The organism is Streptomyces sp. NPDC050485, assembly GCF_044458185.1.
GTDB lineage: Bacteria > Actinomycetota > Actinomycetes > Streptomycetales > Streptomycetaceae > Streptomyces.
In genome coordinates this window covers 215,135-235,665 of sequence record NZ_JBITHR010000003.1, presented here as the reverse complement: position 1 = coordinate 235,665, position 20,531 = coordinate 215,135, and the positions used below count along the sequence as shown (strand labels likewise).

The following is a 20,531-nucleotide window of genomic DNA, read 5'->3' as shown; positions in this document are numbered from 1 at the left end:
TGGCCCTTAAGGCCTTGGGGGAGTTTGAGGAGCGGGGTCTGGGGCGGAGCCCCAGGACCACCGGCCCGCACCGAATCTCACCCCCGGAGGGTCTCGGGAAGGGGCGGGTAGGGGAAAGTCAGCCCAGCGTCACCCCGCCCACCTCCACCGCCCCCTCCAGCTCAAGCACCCACACCTCATTCGCCCCCGCCCGCAGTACCGGCCCCGGCACATGCAGACCCCGCTGCGGCCCCACCCACCAGTACCGCCCCAGGCAGAACCCGTTCACCCACACGAACCCCCGCCCCCACCCGGGGAGTCGAAGCTCCGCAGAGGAAGCGGAAACCGCGTCTGTCGGCAGATCGACCCACCCCCGGTACAGCCCGACCGCCCCCGCCCGCGACGGCTCCCGGAACGGCACCTTCGCCACCCCCACCGCCCCGACCGCATCCAGCCGCAGCCCCCGGGCCCGCACCCCGTGCAGATACTGCCGCTCATGCAGCACCCCGCCCGTGATCCCCTTCGGCTCACCGCTGCGCGGCCCGTAGTTGACCCGCCCGAGCGACTCCACCCACAGCTCGACCACCGCGCCCCCCGGCACCGGATCCGGCAGCGTCGCGTCCTCGCTGTCCAGCACCCCGGCCCGCTCCCCGTCGACGTACACCGTCGCCAGATCACGCAGACCGAGCACGCCCAGCGGATACGGCTGCCGGGGCCCGGGAACGTCCAGGCGGTAGCGGACCAGGCCCCGGTCGACGTCGAGCTCCTCGAACGTCGGCGGGACCGGCGATTCGATCTCGTCGCCGCCCAGGACGTCCAGGACATCGCGGAGCGGCGCCCAGCCGTCCAGCCGCACCGGATGCGTACCCGCCAACTCCACCGGCTCCGGCGGCAGTTCGGGCAGCGGGCCCTCCTGATACCGAGCGAGCACCTCGCGGAAACGCCAGAACTTCTCCGTGGGCCGCCCCGCCTCGTCGATCGGCGCGTCGTAGTCGTACGACGTGGCCGTCGGTTCGAGCGCGCCCACATGCAGCTCACCGGCCCGGTTCGCACCCGACCAGCCCGCGAAACTGGTGCCGCCGTGCGCCATGTAGATGTTGACCGACGCCCCGCACTCCAGGATCTCGCGCAGCGTCGCCGACGCGTCCACCGCACCGCGTACGACATGCTCCGCACCCCAGTGGTCGAACCAGCCGCACCAGAACTCCATGCACATCAGCGGCCCCGACGGCTGATGGCGGCGCAGCACCTCGAACGCCTCCCGCGCCCCGCTGCCGAAGTTCGCCGTGGCGAGCAGACCGGGCAGCGAGCCCCCGGACAGCATGTGGTCCTCCGGCCCGTCCGAGGTGAACAACGGCACCGTGATCCCGCACTCGTGCAGCAGATCGGCGAGATGGCGCAGATAGCCCCGGTCACTGCCGTAACTGCCGTACTCGTTCTCCACCTGCACCATCAGCACGGGCCCGCCCCGGTCGATCTGCCGTTCGGCGACCTGGGGGAGCAGGGCGCGGAACCAGCGGTTCACATGCACCAGGTACTCCGGGTCGTCCGTCCGCACCCGCCGCCCCAGCCGGCCGGTCAGCCAGTGCGGAAGACCGCCGTTCTCCCACTCGGCACAGATGTAGGGCCCCGGCCGCACGATCGCCCACATACCCGCCTCGTGCGCCGCGTCCAGGAACCGGCCCAGCGCCCCCACATCCTCGTACCGGCCCAGGAACGGCTCGTGCACGTTCCACGGCACATACGTCTCCACGCAGTTCAGGCCCATCGCCCGCAGCATCGCGAGCCGGTGCCCCCACTGCGCCTCGTGCACCCGGAAGTAGTGCAGCGCGCCCGAAAGCAGCCGCACCGGCCGCCCGTCGAGCAGAAAATCCTCGTTCCCCACGGTGAAGTCGGCCACCGGCCAGCCCGCCCATCTCTCTGGATCACAACGCCCGGCCACTCTCGCCCCTGGCGCGGTGCCGGTCCATGGACAAAGATCGGCGCTGATTGGACACAAGGGGGACACGGGAGAGGGCGAACCGCCATGTATCACACCTGGATGCGGTATTTCACCCCGAGTCCGGCCCACCACCGGCTCGGCCTGGTCTGCCTCGGCGTGGGACTCCAGCACGGCACCCTGCCCACCGTCGGACCCCGCACCCTCGACCACCACGTCGCCGTCGTCATCGGCGCGGGCAGCGGCTGGTTCCGCGGCGCCGACGGCCGCCGGACCACCGTCACCGCACCCGCCCTGATCTGGCTCACCCCCGGTGTGCCCCACCACTACGGGCCCGACCCAGCCACCGGCTGGGACGAGTCCTTCGTCGACTTCACCGGCCCCGCCACCGCCACCTACACCGAACTCGGCTTCATCGAACCCGACCGCCCCGTCGTCCCCCTCGGCGACACCGTCGGCGCCCGCGCCGCCGTCGGCCGGATAGCCAGAGCCGCCCGCCGCGGCAACCCGCTCCTGGAGGTCGAGACCGCGGCCGCCGTCCACGAACTGCTCGTCGCACTGCGCCGGGCCCGCGCCGACGAAGCCCCCGACGGCGACCCGGTGCTCCAGGCCCTGGCCCGCGACGCCTGCCGGCCCCTGTCGGTCGCCGAACACGCCGCCCGGCACGGCATGACCCCCGCCGAACTGCGCACCGCGGTACGCAGGGGCGCCGGATGCAGCCCCAAGGACTACCTCCTCGGCATCCGGCTCGGCCGCGCCAAGGAACTCCTCGCCGCCACCGAACTGCCCGTAGCGGCCATCGCCCGCCGCGTCGGCTACGACGACCCCGCCTACTTCTCTCGCCTGTTCACCCGCCGAGTGGGCCTCGCCCCCGTACGCTTCCGCGAGCAGCAGGGCCGCGCCGTACCCGGAGGCTGGAGCAACCGGATCCCGCATCCTGAACATCCGCCTACCATCGCGGGCCCCGCCACGTAAGCTCGATGACCATGACCACGATCGACCCCTCCGTGCAGGCAGAGCTGACCAGGCTCCGCGACAGCATCGACAACATCGACGCGGCCGTCGTGCACATGCTGGCCGAACGCTTCAAATGCACCCAGCAGGTCGGCCACCTCAAGGCCGCACACAAACTCCCCCCGGCCGACGCCTCCCGCGAAGCCGAACAGATCGCCCGGCTGCGCAGCCTCGCCGAGAACGCCAAACTCGACCCGGCCTTCGCCGAGAAGTTGCTCAACTTCATCATCGCCGAAGTCATCAGACACCACGAGACGATCGCCAAGTCCGCCTGACGACAGCGGCCCGCTGCCCCGCCCGACGCAGTGGGCCCCGGCCGCCTCGCATACCGGCGCCCGGCGCCCGCACCGCCTGATCCGGCCGGGGTCAGAACACCGGCGCCGAGCCCCCACCCCGCCCACGCCACCAATCCACTGTGCGCAACCCGCCACGTCAGGCAGCATGGCCCCATGTCCGTACTGACGCGCGACGAAGCGCAGACCCGAGCCCAACTCCTCGACATCCAGCGGTACGAAGTCGACCTCGACCTCACCACCGGCGAGGACACCTTCGACTCCCGCACCGTCATCCACTTCACCGCACGCAGCACCGGGGACACCTTCGTCGAGCTCAAGCCGGCCACCCTGCGCACGGTCACCCTCGACGGACACCACCTCGACCCGGAGACCCTCGTCGAGAACCGGCTCCCGCTGACCGCACTCACCGAGGGCCCCCACGAACTGCGCGTCGACTGCGTCATGCGCTACTCGCACACCGGCGAAGGCCTCCACCGCTTCACCGACCCCGCCGACGGCGAGAGCTACGTCTACACCCAGCTCTTCATGGAAGACACCCAGCGCGTCTTCGCCGCCTTCGACCAGCCCGACCTGAAGGCCGTCTTCGACCTCACCGTCACCGCCCCCGACGGCTGGAGCGTGCTGGCCAACGGCATCACCGAGCAGCACGGCGACGGCCGCTGGAAAGCCGCCCGCACCCCCCTGCTCGCCACCTACTTCGTCGCCGTCGCCGCAGGCCCCTGGCACTCGGTCAGCACCGAACACGCCGGACTGCCCTTCGGCCTGCACTGCCGGCGCTCGCTCGCTCCCCACCTGGACGCCGACGCCGACGAACTCTTCGAGATCACCCGGCAGTGCTACGACCGCTACCACGAGAAGTTCGAAGAGCCCTACCCCTTCGACTCCTACGACCAGGCCTTCGTCCCCGAATTCAACGCGGGCGCCATGGAGAACCCCGGACTCGTCACCTTCCGCGACGAATTCATCTACCGCTCCGCCGTCACCGACACCGAACGCCAGACCCGCGCCATGGTCATCGCCCACGAAATGGCCCACATGTGGTTCGGCGACCTCGTCACCCTGCGCTGGTGGGACGACATCTGGCTGAACGAGTCCTTCGCCGAATACATGGGCTACCAGACCCTCACCGAAGCCACCCGCTTCACCGACACCTGGGTCGACTTCGGCATCACCCGCAAGTCCTGGGGCTACGACGCCGACCAGCGGCCCTCCACCCACCCCGTCGCCCCCGCCCCCGACGCCGTCCCCGACACCGCCTCCGCGATGCTCAACTTCGACGGCATCTCCTACGCCAAGGGCGCCTCCGCCCTGCGCCAACTCGTCGCCTGGCTCGGCGAGAAGGACTTCCTCGCCGGCATCAACACCCACATCGCCCGCCACAAGTTCGCCAACGCCACCCTCGCCGACTTCATCGACAGCCTCGCCTCCGCCACCGACCGCGACGTCCACGCCTGGGCCGAGGCCTGGCTGGGCACCACCGGCGTCGACACCCTCACCCCCCACATCGGCGAAATGGAAGGCGGCTGGCACCTCACCGTCGACCAGACCGGCAGCCGCCCCCACCGCATCACCGCCGGCGCCTACGACACCGACCCCGCCGACAACAGCCGCCTGATCCAGCGCGAACGCTTCGAACTCGACGTACCCCAGGGCGAATCTGTCGCACTGCGCCCCGGCAGCCGCCCCGCCCTGCTCCTCCTCAACGACGGCGACCTCACCTACACCAAGGTCCGCCTCGACGCCGACTCCTGGGACACGGCGCTGCGTTCCCTGTCCGGGCTCCCCGACCCCCTGACCCGCGCCGTCATCTGGAACGCCGCCCGCGACATGGTCCGCGACGGCCAACTCGCCCCCGCCGCCTACCTGGAAGCCGCCCGCACCCACCTCCCGCGCGAACACGACCTCGCCATCGTCCAGGGCGTCCTCCTCTTCGCCCGCACCCAGATCGCCGACCGCTACCTGCCCGCCACCGACCGCCCCGCCGCCCTCGCGCTGCTCACCGACCTCACCCGCGACCTGATCCGCCGCACCGAGGACGGCTCCCACCCCGGCCTGCGCCTCACCGGCGTACGCCACTTCATCGCGGCGGCCGCCCAGCCCGACACCCTGCGTGCCTGGCTCACCGACGGCAGCGTGCCCGGCGGCCCCGAACTCGACCCCGAGCTGCGCTGGCGCATCCTCACCCGGCTCGCGGTGCTCGGCGCCGGCGACGAGCGGGAAATCGCCGCCGCCCTCACCGACGACCCCAGCGCCACCGGCGAGGAAGGCGCCGCCCGCTGCCGGGCCGCGCTGCCCACCGCCGCCGCGAAGGAAGCCGCCTGGTCCGCGATGTTCACCGGCGACGCCCTCTCCAATTACCTGTTCACCGCCACCGCCCAGGGCTTCTGGCAGCCCGAGCAGGCCGAACTGCTCCAGCCGTACGTCGCCCGCTACTACCAGGACGTCGTCCCCCTGGCCACCCGCCGGGGCCCCGCGATCGCCGAGGCAGCGGGCCGCCACGGCTTCCCGCTGTACGCGGTGGACAAGGAGACGCTGGCCCTGGGCGAGGCGTGCCTGACCCAGGACGACCTCCTCCCGGCCCTCCGCCGCAAACTGGCCGACCAGGTGGACGACCTACGAAGGGCACTGAAGGTACGGGGCGCGTAACCCGAGCTTTCAGCTGAGCTCAGCCAAAAATCAAGCCCCTCCGGCGTTTGAGGAGCGGGGTCTGGGGCGGAGCCCCAGTTCGGGAAGGGGCGGGTAGGGGAACAAGCCCCGCAGGGCCATAGCACCCCCCACCCACCCCAACTCCCCCCAACCGCAAGGCAGTACCACTTTCGGGTAGAGATCGTTGCGTACGACGGCCACACCAGCGCCCCCCACCCCACGCTGGAGCAGCCGAGCTGCGCACACCCGAAGGAACCCCCATGCACCCGCCCCTCGCCGGAGGCACCGCAGGCCCCACCGCCCTGCGCCCCCTCCTCGACGTCGTACTCGACGCCCTGCACCAGGGCGCGCGAGCCAGGGGCGGCCCGCTCCCCGGCGGCGGGGCCGAAGCCGTCGCCCAGCGCGTACGCCAAGCGGCCCACGCCGTGTTCCCCCCACACGGCACCGGCGCCGAAGAAGCCCTCGCCACCCTCGTCCGCACCCTCGCCGAGGGCGCCGCCGACCCCGCCGAACCGCACTGCGCCGCCCACCTCCACACCCCGCCCCTCGCCCTCGCGGCCGCCGCCGACCTCGCCGCATCCGCCCTCAACCAGTCCCTGGACTCCTGGGACCAGGCCCCGGCCGCCTCCACGCTGGAAGCCCTCGTCACCCGGACCCTGGCCGCCGAGATCTGGCCGGACGGCGACGCCCTGGTCACCACCGGCGGCACCGAGTCCAACCAGCTCGCCCTCCTCCTCGCCCGAGAACGACACGGCCCCGTCCAGGTCGTGTGCGGCGCCCACACCCACCACTCCGTCCACCGGGCCACCTGGCTGCTCGGCCTGCCCGAACCCGTCGTCCTGCCCGCCCCCGCCGGCACCGTCGACCCCGCCGCCCTCGACGCCGCCCTCCACCACCCCTCCCCAAGCTCTCGGCTTCTTCCCCAAGCCCTCAACTCCTCCCCCCACCCCACCCTCGTCGTCGCCACCGCCGGTACCACCGACACCGGCGCCATCGACCCGCTGCCCGCCATCGCCGATGTGTGCGCCGCACATGGCGCCGAACTCCACGTGGACGCCGCCTACGGCGGGCCCCTCCTCTTCAGCGACCGGCACCGACACCAACTGGCCGGCCTGGAACGCGCCCACTCCGTCACCCTCGACCTGCACAAACTCGGCTGGCAGCCGGTAGCCGCGGGCCTCCTCGCCGTCCCCGACCCGGGACGCCTCGCCCCTCTCGCGCACACCGCCGACTACCTCAACGCCGACGACGACACCGACGCCGGCCTGCCCGACCTCCTCGGCCGCTCCCTGCGCACCACCCGCCGCCCCGACATCCTCAAAATCGCCGTCACCCTGCGCGCCCTGGGCCGCGACGGCCTCGCGGCACTCGTCGACCGCGTCTGCGCGGCCGCCTGCGAACTCGCCCAACTCATCGACCAGCACCCACAGTTGGAGCTCTACGAAACCCCCGCCATCTCCACCGTCCTGTTCCGGCCGTACGGCGCCGACGACGACACCGTGGCCCACATCCGCCGCACCCTGCTCACCGACGGCACCGCCGTACTCGGCCGGGCCCGCGCCGACGGCCGGCTCTGGCTCAAAGCCACCCTGCTCAACCCCCACCTCACCCCCCACGACCTGCACACCCTCCTCGATGCGGCACTCAGTACCACCGCACCCCCCATCCACGCGGAAGGCAGCCCCCGATGACGCCCCAGCCCCCCACCGCCGAAGAACAGCCCCACCACCTCGTCGGCATCGGCATCGGCCCCTTCAACCTCTCCCTTGCCGCCCTCGCCCACGGCGTACCCGGCGGACTCGACACCGCCTTCTACGAACAGCGCCACGCCTTCCACTGGCACCCCGGTCTGCTCATCGAAGGCACCACCCTCCAAGTCCCCTTCCTCGCCGACCTGGTGACCCTCGCCGACCCCGCCAGCCCCTGGTCCTTCCTCAACTACCTCAAGCACCGCGACCGGCTCTTCCCGTTCTACTTCGCCGAAAAGTTCCACATCGAACGCACCGAATACGACGCCTACTGCCGCTGGGTCAGCGAAAACCTCACCGACCTGCACTTCTCCCACCAGGTCGACGCCGTACGCTGGAACGGCGAACGCGCCCTGTTCGAAATCGACTTCACCCAGCTCGACGTCAACGGCGAAGTCGAAGCACTCGGCCGCAGCTACGCCCGCAACCTCGTCCTCGGCATCGGCACCGAACCGTACGTACCCGAACCCCTCAAACCACTCGCCGACGCCCCGGCCGTCCCTGTCATCCACTCCGCCGACTACCTCAAAAACCGCGAACGGCTCCTGGCCGCCGACCACATCACCGTCATCGGCTCGGGCCAGTCGGGCGCCGAAGTCTTCCTCGACCTCCTCAGGAACCGGCCCGTCGGCGCCGAGAAGCTCACCTGGCTCGCCCGCACCGAAGCGTTCGCACCCATGGAGTACTCCAAGCTGGGCCTCGAACACTTCACCCCCGACTACACCCGCTACTTCCACGCCCTGCCCGAACCCGTACGCGACCAGCTCGTGCCCCGCCAATGGCAGCTCCACAAAGGCATCGACGCCGACACCCTCGCCGCCATCCACGACGAGCTCTACCGCCGCACCCAGCACGGCGGCTGGCCCGACGCCACGCTCACCCCCGGCGTCACCGTGCGCACCGCCGGACGCGTCGCCACCACCAAGGTCGAACTCCACGTCGAACACATCCAGCAGGGCACCCGCTCCCGCCTCACCACCGACGCCGTCGTCCTCGCCACCGGCTACCGCGAACGCCCCCTCGGCCGGATCCTCGCCGGACTCGACCCGTACATGCGCTACGACGCCGGCGAACGCCCCCGCGTGGACGAGGAGTTCAGGCTCGTCCTCGACCCCCACGTCACCGGCTCCGTCTACGTCCAGAACGCCGAGAAGCACACCCACGGCGTCGGCGCCCCCGACCTCGGCCTCGCCGCCTGGCGCAGCGCCGCCATCCTCAACTCCGTCACCGGCAAGGAGCCCTACCCGCTGCCGGCCCGCACCGCCTTCACCACCTTCGGCCTCGACAAAAAAGACCAGACCCGCCCGGCACGGCAGCCGGAGGGCCTGGTCCCGCTCGTCGAACAACGGTGAGTCGAACAACGGTGATTCAAACAGCGGTGAGGAGTCCGCGAGCGGCTCAGAACACCGGCACACCGTTCTGCGTCAGCTTCCAGTCCACCGAAGCGAACTCCGCCTGATCGATGACACCCTTCGCCTTCACCCACGCGATCATCGTGTTACGGATCTCGTCGGAGTTCGCCCACACCTGCTTGGCGGCGGCCACCCCCGGGAAATTGCCGCCGCCATTGGCCCGGTAGTTGTTCACCGCAAGCACGAACTGCGCCTTGTCGTCCAGCGGCTTGCCCTGGAACATCACCTTCCCCACCCGCGAACCGGCAGGCTTGGCGATATCGACCTCGTACGAAACGCCGCTCACCACGTCGTAGTTGTAGTCCGGCGTGTTGTTCGCGTTGGTGATCGCGGCAGGATCGACCTTGCCCGTCGTCTGCACGTAGTAGTTCGCCGAGAACTCCAGATACGCCCGCATCTGAGCCCCCGTCAGAAGCCGTGCCTCCAGGGTGTTCTCGTACACATACAGGCCCGCGACGTCCTTGATCGTCACCTTGCCCGCCGGAATCACCGCCGACCGCGAGAAACACGCCGCCTGCGAAAGCACCGGCAGCGACGCGTACGCCGTCGACGCCAGCGCCGCCTTCACCGTCTCCGCCTGAATGTGATTGATCAGGTCGATGATCGGCACATCCTTGTACGGAGCCTCGGTCGACCGCATCACCGCACCATTGGTGCCCACCACCTGATTGACGTACGCCACGACCTTGTCGTGCTCCGCCTTCACCAGCTTCGCCACCACCGGATCCTCGGCCACCGCGTTCGCGTTGCGCACATCCGCCGTCACCGACGTCACGTGCCAGCGCCCCTTCGAGAACTCCAGCGCGAAGTCGAAGACACTCAGCCGCATGCCCCACATGTACGGCTCCGACAGCACCACGGACTTCCCGGTCTCCGCGTTCACCACCGTCCGCGACGCCACCTCCTTGTGCGTGTGCCCCACCAGAATGGCGTCGATACCCGGCACCTGCTCCGCGACCAGCGACGACGCGTTCTCCGGATACGGCAGCGCATCACCGTAGGACGTACTGCCGTCCAGACCCGAATGATCCGTACAGATCACCACGTCACAGCCCAGCGCCCGCAGCTTCGGCACATAGATCTTCGCCTGCTCCACCAGACCCGGGAACGTCATCTGCCCCTGCACATTGGCCTTGTCCCAGATCGCGATGCCGGGGTTGGTCAGACCCAGGATCCCGACCTTCACATCCGGACCGTGCGGCACCTTCAGACGGCGCACCGTGTACGGAGGAAACGCCGGCTTCAGCGTCTTCGCGTGCAGCGCGTTCGCGCCGAGCAGCGGGAAGTCCAACTGCTCCTGGAACGCCCGCAGCGTCGGAATGCCGTAGTTGAACTCGTGGTTGCCCAGCGCCGCCGCGTCGTACCGCATGTGATTCATGGCCAGCGCCATCGGATGCTTGGGGCCCCGCCTGCCGCCCGAACCCGTGATCGGCTCCACCCGCGCGTAGTAGTACGACAGCTGGGTGCCCTGGATGATGTCACCCGCGTCGATCAGCAGCGTGTTGCGGTGGCCCTTCTCCTTGCGGACCTGCTCCACCAGCGTCGAGATCTTCGCCAGACCGACGTCGTTGTGCGCCGCGTCGTCGTACTCCTTGTCCGTGAAGTAGTCCCAGTTGAAGACGTGACCGTGCAGATCCGTGGTGCCCATCACGGTGAACGCGTACCGCTTCGGCGCGTGCCCGTGCCCATGGTCCAGGTCACGGTCCCGGTCCTTGGCCTCGGCGGGCAGCGCGGTGCCCGTGGCGACGGCGACACCGGCCCCGGCGGCGGCCGTACGGCCCAGGAACGTCCTGCGGTTCAGCGGCATGGTCTCTCCCTGAAGTCGTGTGACGCGCGTAGAAGTTGCACGGAGACGGCGACGCGCGTAGACCCCCGGATTCTGACGCAGAACCAACCCCCCGCAACACCCCCAGCAGGTTTCTATCTGATGACCGGACCCTGACAGAACCGGATGCCACAGTGAACCCATGACGACCACCCAGCCCTACGGAACCCCCGACGCCCCCCGCCTCGCCGTCCACGGCGAAGCCCACCTCGAAGCCGACCCCGAAATCGCCCGCATCACCATCACCGTCACCGCACGCGGCACCGACCGCCGCACCGCACTGGACGACCTCACCCGACGCAACACCCACGTCACCGACCTCATCAAGACCTACGGCGACGCCGTCGACAAACTCGAAACCAGCGCCTTCTCCCTCAGCCCCCAACTCACCAAACACGGCCGAGGCGAACGCGTGAAGACCTACCACGGCACCGCCCACATCACCGCCGACCTCACCGACTTCACCGCACTCGGCGAACTCACCACCCGCCTCGCCGACCTCGAACTCACCCGCGTCGACGGCCCCTGGTGGTCCCTGCGCCCCGACTCACCCGCCCACACCGAAGTACGCCGCCGAGCCGTCCACGAAGCCGTCGCACGCGCCCGCGCATACGCCGACGCCCTCGGCGCCACCCTCACCGCCCTGGTCGAACTCTCCGACCCCGGCGCCGAGAACACCACCCCCCTCTACGGCCGCCCCGCCCCAGGCGGCATGGCCTACCGGGCCGTCGCCGGCGCGGCCCCCGAACCCGTCCCCGCCCTCGACCTCGAACCCCAACGCCAAACGGTCCACGCCCGCATCAACGCCCGCTTCATCATGACCCCGCCCGCGCTGTAGCGAACGCCGTGGTGCAGCTGACGCCGTTGTGAAGCCCGCACGCCGGGCGCCCCGAAATGCTCATCGGAGCGCCCCCGCGCACAATTCAACACTTGTCAATAACCCTTCACGCAAAGGTTGTTGAGTAGTAACGCGCGACCAATTCTCTACCCGCCGGTAAGCCCTAGGCTCGAACCATGCGCCGAGCCAAAATCGTCTGCACCCTAGGGCCAGCCACCGACACATACGACCAGATCAAGGCACTGGTCGAAGCCGGAATGGACGTAGCCCGCTTCAACCTCAGCCACGGCACCTACGCCGAACACGAGGAGCGCTACCAACACGCCCGCAAAGCCTCCGACGAGACCGGCCGCAGCATCGGCATCCTCGCCGACCTTCAAGGCCCGAAGATCCGCCTCGGACGCTTCCGCGAAGGCCCCGTACTCCTTGAACGCGGCGACGAGTTCACCATCACCGTCGAAGACGGCACCCAAGGCGACCGCCACCTCTGCGGCACCACCTACCCCGGCCTCGCCACCGACGTCACCACCGGCGAACGCATCCTCGTCGACGACGGAAAAGTCGCCCTCCAAGTCATCGACGTCGACGGCCCCCGCGTCCACACCCTCGTAGTCGAAGGCGGCATGGTCTCCGACCACAAAGGCCTCAACCTCCCCGGCGTCGCCGTCTCCGTCCCCGCCCTCTCCGACAAGGACCAGGACGACCTCCGCTGGGCACTGCGCACCGGAGCCGACATCATCGCCCTCTCCTTCGTCCGCAGCGGACGCGACATCGAAGACGTCCACCGCATCATGGACGAAGAAGGCCGCCGCCTCCCCGTCATCGCCAAAATCGAAAAACCACAAGCCGTCGACAACATCGACGACATCGTCGCCGCCTTCGACGGCATCATGATCGCCCGCGGCGACCTCGGCGTCGAAATGCCCCTCGAACAAGTCCCCATCGTCCAAAAACGCGCCATCAAGCTGGCCAAACGGAACGCCAAGCCAGTCATCGTAGCCACCCAAATGCTCGACTCGATGATCGACAACTCCCGCCCCACCAGGGCCGAAGCAAGCGACGTCGCCAACGCCGTCATCGACGGCACCGACGCCGTCATGCTGTCCGGCGAAACCAGCGTAGGCAAATACCCCATCGAAACCGTCAAAACCATGGGCCGCATCGTGGAGGCAGCGGAAGAAGACGTACTGGCCAAGGGCCTCCCACCCCTCACCGAACGCAACAAACCCCGCACCCAAGGCGGCGCCGTCGCCCGCGCAGCAGCAGAAATGGGCGACTTCCTCGGAGCGAAATTCCTCGTCGCCTTCACCCAGTCCGGCGACACCGTCAAACGACTGTCGAGGTACCGCTCCCCGATCCCCCTCCTCGCCTTCACCCCCGTCCCCGCCACCCGCTCCCAGCTCAACCTCACCTGGGGCGTAGAAACCTTCCTCGGCCCCCACGTCGAATCCACCGACGAAATGGTGGCCCAAGTGGACGAAATGCTCCTCACAGTAGGCCGCTGCCAGAAGGGCGACGTCGTCGTCATCACCGCAGGCTCCCCACCCGGAGTCCCCGGCTCCACCAACCTCGTCCGAGTCCACCACATCGGCGAGGACGACAGCCCGAAGTAGCGTGTTACGCACGGGAGTTGGGGCCTCATGCAGGCCCCACTCCCGCACAACGTCATGCTCCCTACGGCGTGACGATCGCGAACGACGGATCCGGCTTGTCCAGCACACCAAGCAAGGTAGTCAGCAGCGAAACATCACCCGACACCCCGATCCCACCCAACCCCTTCCCGCCCAACAGAGCGAGCAACTGCGGCTTGGTCATCGTCAACGTCACCCCAGCCGCCTTGTCGGGCCCGCCCGAACTCCGATACGTCAACACCCCGTGCCGCAACCGCAAATGCCACACCCGACCAAGCGACGGCAACACCCAGTCCATGGTCAGCGCCACATCCCACGCACGCGGCCCATTGACACGTATGGCAACCGAATCAATGAGCTGATCGACCGACAACGCCATCAGCATGTCCACACCCGCCGTGGACGCATCAGGAACCCTCACCCCATGCCGCAACTCCTGCGCCCCGGTGAGATAGAAATTCCGCCACACCGCATTCTCAGTGGCGACCCCCAACCGATCGTAGACAGACGCCAGTTGAGACTTGGCGTCCCGATCCTCCGGATCGGCGAACACACAATGATTGAGCAGCGTCGCGGCAAACCGCAGATCCCCATCCGCCACGAACCGCCGCGCCTTGACGACAGTGGCCCGCTGCCCACCCATGGCCCGCACATACCGCTTCGCCTCATCGACGGGCGGATGCTCCCACAGATGCGCGGGGTTCCCATCGAACCAACCCATGTAGCGCTGGTAGATCCCCTTGACGTTATGACTGAGCGAACCGTAGTACCCCCGATTCGCCCACACCTGTGAGAGCGCCGGCGGCAACTCGATCTCCTCCGCGATCTCGCGGCCCGTCAACCCCTGATTGATCATCCGCAAGGTCTGGTCATGCATGTACGCATACAGGTCCCGCTGCACCCCGAGCAGCGAAACGATCCCCGCACCACCCCACGTCGGCCAGTGATGCGACGCGAAGGCGACATCGACCCGGCCCTCGAACAACTCGATCGACTCACCCAGATAGTGCGCCCACTGCCGCGCATCACGCACCTGCGCACCCCGCAACGTGATGATGTTGTGCATCGTGTGCGTCGCGTTCTCCGCCATGCACACCGCCCGCAGATCCGGGAAGAGGAAGTTCATCTCGGCGGGCGCCTCAGTACCGGGCGTCATCTGAAACTCGATCCGCACCCCGTCGACCGTCTCCACCTGCCCGGTCTTCGACACGTAACGGGTAGGCGGGATCAACCCGATCGTCCCGTACGAAACACCCTGACCCAGCCCACAACCGATCTGCCCCGCCGCCCCCTTCGGGAGCTGCGCGCCGTACATGTACACCGAGCGGCGGGTCATCGCCGTACCGGCGTACACGTTCTCGGAGACGGCATGCTCCATGAACCCCTCGGGCGCGAGAACCGGCACACTGCCCGGCCCGTCCGGCAGCACCCCGCGACAGCCCCCGAAGTGATCGACATGAGGGTGGGTGTAGATGAGCCCGGTGACCTTCCTGTTGCCACGGTGCTTGCGATAGAGGGCCAGGGCGGCGGCCGCTGTCTCGGCGGAAATGAGGGGGTCGATGACGACGATGCCGGCGTCACCCTCGACGATGGTCATGTTGGAGAGGTCCAGCCCACGGACCTGGTAGATCCGATCCGTGACCTTGAACAGGCCCTGCTTTCCCGTGAGTTGGCTCTGGCGCCAAAGGCTGGCGTTGGCCGTGCGGGGAGCTGCGCTCTGCTTCAGGAAGCCGTACGCATCGCTGTCCCACACCACCTTGCCTCTGGCGTCCTTCACGACGCCGGGGGTGAGGGCGGCGATGAACCCCCGCTCGGCATCGGCGAAGTCGTCCTCGGCCGGTGCGGCGGCGGCCGTCTGCGGATTCAGCGCGATGGCCGCGGCGGCGGCCCCGGTGGCGGCGACGAAGCCGCGGCGATTGATGGGGGTCATGCGCCGAAGATCGCGCGGCGGCGCGGGGGCTTCAAGGGTTCTGGCGCTATTTGGAAAAGCTCCCTGGCAGGGGGCTGAGACACTGTGACGGGTCACATGGCGGGGTGGTCCGTACGGTCAGTACTTGGAGCCTATGTGCTGGTCCATGAGGGCGACGGATGCCTTGCGGGCGACCGAGATGTTGTACGGCTTTCCGTGCCGGGTGCAGTGCTTCCAGTCGATGCCGAGCTTGTCGAGAGTGTCGGTGTAGAGCTGGCGGATGTCGTCCGAAACGTTGGTGAACCAGTACCGGGGGTATTCGTACCGCTTCTTCTCGCCGCCTACGACGCGAGTGGTCCAGTTCATGTTCCGACACCCGTCGGAGTGCACGAGCCCCCGGACGAACGCCCAAGGGTGCGCGTCGACGATCTGCTGCTGCCAGGCTTCCAGCCTGATCTCACGTTCGTGCTTCTTGCCGGGCCCGTGCTGAGGGAACATGCAGGGGAGGTGCTTGGAGTACACCTTGATGTTGTGGCAGCCGATTCTGCGAACGCGGCAGGTGGCGTTGTCGGGGAAGACTGCGCGTAAGGCGGCCTCCGCTTCGGCCTGCACCCCGGGCCACGCGTCATCGAGGGTGATCATGAGGTTGGGTGCTCGGTGTGCCGAATATTGGCTGATGTGGCCGTCGCCGAGATAGAGCCCCAGCAGGTACGCGTAGGCGTGGTGGTCCAAAGCCCGACCGTCGCACCGGGGACACTTCGGGTTGTGCGCGCCTGGACATTCGCCGCGCTTGGACCGGTCCATGTGGAGCCAGTAGCTAATGGTGCCGGGAGGTACGTTCAGCCGCCGCGCCACATCCGCATTCTTCGCCCCGCCCCGCAGCAGCGTGAGCGCCTTCTGTCGCACCTCTGTGCCATGGAAGTTCATGCGGCAACCCTGCGTGACAGATCGTCGCTCCAGGTAGCAAAAAGCGGAGGTTCACGCGAACGTGGTCCTCCGCTTACAAAGAGTGCCGGGTGCGGGATTCGAACCCGCACGTCCTTTCGGACAGATGTGTTTGAGACATCAGCGTCTGCCATTCCGCCAACCCGGCAAGGTTGTTGGCAGGAGCATACCCGTTCACCCGCTGCGGTAGCAGCTAGGTACCCTTCAGGGGAGCAGCAACCTGCCCCGCACCGAGGAGCCCCCGTGACCGCCCCCGAGTCGCCCCAGCCCGTCGCCGACGACGATGCGTCGCACGTTCCGCCGCTGACGACCCGTGTCGTCATCGCCGAGGACGAGGCGCTCATCCGCCTCGACCTCAAAGAGATGCTCGAAGAAGAGGGCTACGCGGTCGTGGGCGAGGCGGGTGATGGGCAGCGGGCCGTCGAGCTCGCCCGGGAGCACCAGCCGGACCTGGTGATCCTGGATGTGAAGATGCCCGTGCTGGATGGGATCTCTGCCGCTGAGTTGATCGCGAAGGAGTCCATCGCCCCGGTCCTGATGCTGACCGCGTTCTCGCAGCGGGATCTGGTGGAGCGGGCTCGGGACGCCGGTGCGATGGCGTATCTCGTGAAGCCGTTCTCGAAGAGCGATGTGGTGCCTGCCATTGAGATGGCGGTGTCGCGGTTCACGGAGTTGAAGGCGCTGGAGAAGGAGGTCGCGGACCTCTCGCAGCGGCTGGAGACGCGGAAGCTGGTGGACCGGGCGAAGTCGATTCTTCAGACGCAGTATGGGTTGTCGGAGCCTGCGGCGTTCCGGTGGATTCAGAAGACGTCAATGGATCGGCGGATGTCGATGCAGCAGGTTGCCGAGGCGGTTATTGAGGACGCTGAGGAGAAGAAGGCGGCGAAGGGGGAGTAGCTCCCGGGGTACGTAAGGGAGTGGCCCGCATCCGAGTTCTGGATGCGGGCCACTTTCGTACCATCGTCGTGTCAGTCTTCGCCGAGGTAGGCCTTGCGGACGGATTCGTCGTGGAGGAGGTCCTGGCCGGTTCCGGAGAGGACGATTTTGCCGATTTCCATGACGTGGCCCTGGTCGGCGAGGGAGAGCGCGGCTTGGGCGTTCTGTTCGACGAGCAGGATGGTGGTGCCTTGGGCTTTGAGTTCGGTGATGGTGGCCATGATTTTCTGCATCATGATCGGGGACAGGCCCATGGATGGTTCGTCCAGCATGAGCAGTTTCGGCTGGGACATCAACGCGCGGCCCATGGCGAGCATTTGTTGTTCGCCGCCGGAGAGGGTGCCTGCGGCTTGTTTGCGGCGTTCGCCGAGGATGGGGAAGAGGTCGTAGGCGCGTTGGATGTCTTTTTCGATGCCGGGTTTGTCGTCGCGGAGGTAGGCGCCGAGGCGGAGATTGTCCTCGATGGTCATGCGGGGGAATATGTGGCGGCCTTCGGGGGAGTGGGCCATTCCAAGGGCGACGATTTTGTGTGCGGGGACGTTTTTGAGTGGTTTGCCGTCGAATCTGATGTGACCGGCGAGGGGTTCGAGGAGGCCGGAGAGGGTGCGCAGGGTGGTGGTTTTTCCGGCGCCGTTGGTGCCGATGAGGGTGACGACCTGGCCTGCTTCGACGCTGAAGGAGATGCCTTTGACGGCTTCGATTTTGCCGTAGGCGACCCGGAGGTCCTCGACTTCGAGGAGTGCGGTCACGGGGTGTCTCCTTCGGTGCTGGTGGTGCTTTGTGCCGTTTCGGCGGCTTCGACTTCGGCTATTTCCTCGTCTCCGGGGGCGCCTTCGAAGGGGGTGCCGAGGTAGGCGGCGATGACGCGTTCGTCGGCTTGGACGATGTCGGGGGTGCCTTCGACGAGTTTTTCGCCTTGGACGAGGACGGAGACGCGGTCGCAGAGGTTCATGATGAACCGCATGTCGTGCTCGATGACGAGTACGGCGATGCCTTGGTCGCGGATGGCGAAGATGAGTTCTTCGGCGGCGCGGGTTTCTTGGGGGTTCATGCCGGCGGTGGGCTCGTCGAGGAGGAGGAGTCCGGGTTCGCTGGCGAGGGCGCGGGCGATTTCGAGCTTGCGTTGTTCGCCGTAGGGGAGGTTGCGGGAGAGGTGTTCGGCTTTGTGGGCGAGGCCGGTGAACTCAAGGAGTTCCATGGCTCGTTCGGTGGAGGCTTGTTCCGCTTTTTTGAAGCCGGGGAGGCGTAGGAGGGCGGACCAGAGGCCTTCTTTGGTGCGGGTGTGGCGGCCGACGAGGACGTTTTCCAGGACGGTCATGTTGGGGAAGAGCCGGATGTTCTGGAAGGTGCGGGCGACGCCGGCTTTGGTGACGAGGTGGGGTTTGGGGGGAAGGATGGTGTCCTTGTAGGTCACTTTTCCTTCGGTGGGGACGTACAGGCCGGTGAGGCAGTTGAAGAAGGTTGTTTTGCCTGCGCCGTTGGGGCCGATGAGGCCGACGATTTCGCCGCTGTTGACGGTGAGGTCGACGTTGCGTACGGCGGTGAGTCCGCCGAAGCGCATGGTGACGCCGCTGGCGTGGAGGACGGTGGTGGTCGTGGTGGTGGTCATGCTGGTCACGCCCCCGCCTTGGTGACGCCGACGGGTGTGTCGGTGAGGCCTTGTTCTGGGATGTCGAGTTGGCCGGTCTCGTGGAATTCGAGCTTCTTCCTGCGGTCGGCGACGATGCCTTCGGGGCGCAGGCGCATGAGGACGATGAGGGCGACTCCGAAGAGGAGGAGCTGGTAGTCCTGCATGAATTGGAGTTTGGCCGGGATGAGGTAGAGCAGTGAGGCGCCGATGAGGGGTCCGCTCATGGTTCCCATGCCGCCGAGGATGACGGCGGCGAGGAGGAAGGCGGAGTTGGGGGGTACGGAGCCGGCGAATTGGTACTGCTCGGGGGTGACGGTGCTGGTGAGGTGGCCTTGTACGGTGCCGGCGAGTCCGGCGAGGGTGGCGCCGAGTGCGAAGGCGATGAGTTTGACGCGGAAGCCGTTGATGCCCATGGCGGTGGCGGCGGTTTCGTCTTCGCGGATGGCGACCCAGGCGCGGCCGATGCGGGAGTCGGCGCTGCGTCGGAAGACGGTGACGACGATGAGGGTGATGACGAGCATCAGGAGGTAGTAGTTGCCGGGTTTGCCGAGGGTGAAGCCGGCTACGTCGTGGGAGGTGCCGAGGTCGTATCCGAAGATGGTGATGTCGGGGATGGCGGGGATGCCTCGGGAGCCGTTGGTGACGTTGGGTCCGCTGTTCCCGTTGAGGTTGTTCATGGTGATGCGGAAGATCTCGCCGAAGCCGAGGGTGACGATGGCGAGGTAGTCGCCGCGTAGCCGCAGGGTGGGGGCGCCGATGAGGACGCCGAAGACGAGGGATGCGCCGGCTCCGGTCAGTACGGCTGCCCAGAACGGGAATTGGATGCCGATGCTGGATTGGGTGGCGCCGGAGACGAGGGCTGCGGCGTAGGCGCCGACGCCGAGGAAGGCGACGTAGCCGAGGTCGAGGAGGCCGGCGAGGCCGACGACGACGTTGAGGCCGAGGGCGACGGTGGCGAAGATGAGGATGTTGGCGCCGATGAGGGAGTATTCGTCGCTGTTTTGGGTGAAGGGGAAGCCGATGGCGGCGACGAAGGCGGCGCTGAGGGTGACGGTGCGGTGTTGTGCGGTGAGTTGGGAGAGGCGGGCGATGAGGCCTGCTTGGGTGAGTGCGGCGAACGCGAACACGGCGGTGATGAGGAAGCCGATGAAGAGTTCGGAGTATGCGGTGTCGATGCCGTAGGCGAAGGTGTAGAGGCCGATGGCGAAGGCGGCGACGATGATGAGGATGCCGGCCCAGTCGGGGATGGGCCTGGCGCGGCGGGGGGTGGGGGCGGCGAGGGTGTGGCGGATGCGTTGCCAGAGGTTGTCGCCGGTGGTGTCGGTGGGGTGGGTGTCGGCGGGTAGGGCGAAGGCGCCGGTGGTGGCGAGGAGGGCGCCGATGCCGGAGATCCAGGCGCCGGGTTCGAGGTTGACGATGCCGCCGAGTTCGGTGGAGATGGCGCCGAGGGTGTAGCCGGTGGTGCCGAGGGTGCCGAGGGCGAGCAGGCGGAGGGGGGCGTTGGTGGCGGCGGGGGTGAGCCAGCGCAGTCCGGGGATGTCGTATCCGGAGAGTGCGAAGAGGATGGTGAGGGCGGCGCTGGTGAGGGTGAGGAGTTGGAGGCCGCCGGGGTAGCCGGTGACGGTGAGGTCGCCGGGGAAGTTGGCGGTCCAGGTCCAGGCCATGAAGGTGCCGATGAGGGCGAGGGCTGCGCCTGCGGTGGTGGTGTGGCGGGCGAGGGTGGCCGGCAGCGGGATGAGCGGGTTCGCGCTGTCGGTGCGGGTGGTGGTGTCGGTCATGGTGT

The 20,531-nt window shown here is 68.1% G+C and carries 15 protein-coding genes and 1 tRNA gene; 8 read left to right on the top strand and 8 right to left on the bottom strand.

Annotation, left to right across the window (positions count from 1 at the left end; all coding sequences use genetic code 11):
* Nucleotides 1-118: 118 nt before the first annotated feature.
* The gene (locus ACIBK6_RS07650) at nt 119-1,879 is read right to left on the bottom strand and encodes a beta-galactosidase family protein (RefSeq protein ID WP_399049661.1); all 1,761 of its coding nucleotides are present in this window, start codon (nt 1,877-1,879) and stop codon (nt 119-121) included.
* A gap of 126 nt (nt 1,880-2,005) precedes the next feature.
* Between ACIBK6_RS07650 and ACIBK6_RS07645 the strand changes: the two genes are divergently transcribed.
* The 5 genes from ACIBK6_RS07645 to ACIBK6_RS07625 all read left to right on the top strand — a co-directional run bounded on the left by ACIBK6_RS07645 (nt 2,006) and on the right by ACIBK6_RS07625 (nt 8,974).
* Nucleotides 2,006-2,893, top strand: a complete 888-nt coding sequence (locus tag ACIBK6_RS07645) for a helix-turn-helix domain-containing protein (protein ID WP_399049659.1) — start codon at nt 2,006-2,008, stop codon at nt 2,891-2,893.
* A gap of 5 nt (nt 2,894-2,898) precedes the next feature.
* Nucleotides 2,899-3,207: a chorismate mutase gene (locus ACIBK6_RS07640; protein WP_399049657.1), complete on the top strand. Its 309-nt coding sequence runs from the start codon at nt 2,899-2,901 to the stop codon at nt 3,205-3,207.
* 174 nt (nt 3,208-3,381) lie between these two features.
* Complete coding sequence (gene pepN / locus ACIBK6_RS07635) at nt 3,382-5,874, top strand: aminopeptidase N (protein ID WP_399049655.1); 2,493 nt, start codon at nt 3,382-3,384, stop codon at nt 5,872-5,874.
* Between the two features lie 260 nt (nt 5,875-6,134).
* Nucleotides 6,135-7,565, top strand: coding sequence for a pyridoxal phosphate-dependent decarboxylase family protein (locus ACIBK6_RS07630; protein WP_399049653.1), 1,431 nt, complete (start codon nt 6,135-6,137; stop codon nt 7,563-7,565).
* Nucleotides 7,562-8,974: a lysine N(6)-hydroxylase/L-ornithine N(5)-oxygenase family protein gene (locus tag ACIBK6_RS07625; RefSeq protein WP_399049651.1), complete on the top strand. Its 1,413-nt coding sequence runs from the start codon at nt 7,562-7,564 to the stop codon at nt 8,972-8,974. Before ACIBK6_RS07630 ends, ACIBK6_RS07625 begins: the two co-directional genes overlap by 4 nt.
* Nucleotides 8,975-9,020: 46 nt before the next feature.
* Here the strand turns inward: ACIBK6_RS07625 and ACIBK6_RS07620 are convergent, their stop codons facing one another.
* On the bottom strand, nt 9,021-10,841 hold the full coding sequence (locus ACIBK6_RS07620) for a bifunctional metallophosphatase/5'-nucleotidase (RefSeq protein WP_399049648.1): 1,821 nt from the start codon (nt 10,839-10,841) through the stop codon (nt 9,021-9,023).
* A gap of 160 nt (nt 10,842-11,001) precedes the next feature.
* Here ACIBK6_RS07620 and ACIBK6_RS07615 point away from each other — a divergent pair, with 160 nt between their 5' ends.
* Together ACIBK6_RS07615 and pyk are read left to right on the top strand one after the other, a co-directional pair.
* On the top strand, nt 11,002-11,697 hold the full coding sequence (locus ACIBK6_RS07615) for an SIMPL domain-containing protein (protein WP_399049646.1): 696 nt from the start codon (nt 11,002-11,004) through the stop codon (nt 11,695-11,697).
* Nucleotides 11,698-11,873: 176 nt separating this feature from the next.
* A complete protein-coding gene (pyk, locus tag ACIBK6_RS07610) occupies nt 11,874-13,310 on the top strand; it encodes a pyruvate kinase (protein ID WP_399049644.1) in 1,437 nt (478 codons plus the stop codon).
* A 61-nt stretch (nt 13,311-13,371) separates the two neighbouring features.
* On the opposite strand, the gene ACIBK6_RS07605 is transcribed toward pyk, so the two are convergent.
* The 3 genes from ACIBK6_RS07605 to ACIBK6_RS07595 form a co-directional block, all read right to left on the bottom strand.
* On the bottom strand, nt 13,372-15,258 hold the full coding sequence (locus tag ACIBK6_RS07605; protein WP_399049642.1) for an alkyl/aryl-sulfatase: 1,887 nt from the start codon (nt 15,256-15,258) through the stop codon (nt 13,372-13,374).
* 117 nt (nt 15,259-15,375) lie between these two features.
* On the bottom strand, nt 15,376-16,164 hold the full coding sequence (locus tag ACIBK6_RS07600) for a helix-turn-helix domain-containing protein (protein WP_399049641.1): 789 nt from the start codon (nt 16,162-16,164) through the stop codon (nt 15,376-15,378).
* A gap of 83 nt (nt 16,165-16,247) precedes the next feature.
* Nucleotides 16,248-16,330: transfer RNA gene (locus tag ACIBK6_RS07595), tRNA-Leu, on the bottom strand.
* A 95-nt stretch (nt 16,331-16,425) separates the two neighbouring features.
* Between ACIBK6_RS07595 and ACIBK6_RS07590 the strand changes: the two genes are divergently transcribed.
* The gene (locus ACIBK6_RS07590) at nt 16,426-17,079 is read left to right on the top strand and encodes an ANTAR domain-containing response regulator (RefSeq protein WP_399049639.1); all 654 of its coding nucleotides are present in this window, start codon (nt 16,426-16,428) and stop codon (nt 17,077-17,079) included.
* 71 nt (nt 17,080-17,150) lie between these two features.
* On the opposite strand, the gene ACIBK6_RS07585 is transcribed toward ACIBK6_RS07590, so the two are convergent.
* From ACIBK6_RS07585 to ACIBK6_RS07575, 3 genes are read right to left on the bottom strand one after another with little or no spacing between them, the layout of a single operon-like run.
* A complete protein-coding gene (locus ACIBK6_RS07585; protein ID WP_399049638.1) occupies nt 17,151-17,867 on the bottom strand; it encodes an ABC transporter ATP-binding protein in 717 nt (238 codons plus the stop codon).
* Nucleotides 17,864-18,727 (bottom strand): ABC transporter ATP-binding protein, encoded by an 864-nt coding sequence (locus ACIBK6_RS07580; protein WP_399050164.1) that lies wholly within the window; start codon nt 18,725-18,727, stop codon nt 17,864-17,866. Before ACIBK6_RS07580 ends, ACIBK6_RS07585 begins: the two co-directional genes overlap by 4 nt.
* Nucleotides 18,728-18,732: 5 nt before the next feature.
* Complete coding sequence (locus ACIBK6_RS07575; RefSeq protein WP_399049637.1) at nt 18,733-20,526, bottom strand: branched-chain amino acid ABC transporter permease; 1,794 nt, start codon at nt 20,524-20,526, stop codon at nt 18,733-18,735.
* Nucleotides 20,527-20,531: the final 5 nt, after the last annotated feature.

What these genes read in the sequence shown, in the direction of transcription:
- ACIBK6_RS07645 (WP_399049659.1), top strand. Translation starts at nt 2,006, where the DNA reads ATGTATCACACCTGGATGCGGTATTTCACCCCGAGTCCGGCCCACCAC.
- ACIBK6_RS07640 (WP_399049657.1), top strand. Translation starts at nt 2,899, where the DNA reads ATGACCATGACCACGATCGACCCCTCCGTGCAGGCAGAGCTGACCAGG.
- pepN (WP_399049655.1), top strand. Translation starts at nt 3,382, where the DNA reads ATGTCCGTACTGACGCGCGACGAAGCGCAGACCCGAGCCCAACTCCTC.
- ACIBK6_RS07630 (WP_399049653.1), top strand. Translation starts at nt 6,135, where the DNA reads ATGCACCCGCCCCTCGCCGGAGGCACCGCAGGCCCCACCGCCCTGCGC.
- ACIBK6_RS07625 (WP_399049651.1), top strand. Translation starts at nt 7,562, where the DNA reads ATGACGCCCCAGCCCCCCACCGCCGAAGAACAGCCCCACCACCTCGTC.
- ACIBK6_RS07620 (WP_399049648.1), bottom strand. Translation starts at nt 10,841, where the DNA reads ATGCCGCTGAACCGCAGGACGTTCCTGGGCCGTACGGCCGCCGCCGGG.
- ACIBK6_RS07615 (WP_399049646.1), top strand. Translation starts at nt 11,002, where the DNA reads ATGACGACCACCCAGCCCTACGGAACCCCCGACGCCCCCCGCCTCGCC.
- pyk (WP_399049644.1), top strand. Translation starts at nt 11,874, where the DNA reads ATGCGCCGAGCCAAAATCGTCTGCACCCTAGGGCCAGCCACCGACACA.
- ACIBK6_RS07605 (WP_399049642.1), bottom strand. Translation starts at nt 15,258, where the DNA reads ATGACCCCCATCAATCGCCGCGGCTTCGTCGCCGCCACCGGGGCCGCC.
- ACIBK6_RS07600 (WP_399049641.1), bottom strand. Translation starts at nt 16,164, where the DNA reads ATGAACTTCCATGGCACAGAGGTGCGACAGAAGGCGCTCACGCTGCTG.
- ACIBK6_RS07580 (WP_399050164.1), bottom strand. Translation starts at nt 18,727, where the DNA reads ATGACCACCACCACGACCACCACCGTCCTCCACGCCAGCGGCGTCACC.
- ACIBK6_RS07575 (WP_399049637.1), bottom strand. Translation starts at nt 20,526, where the DNA reads ATGACCGACACCACCACCCGCACCGACAGCGCGAACCCGCTCATCCCG.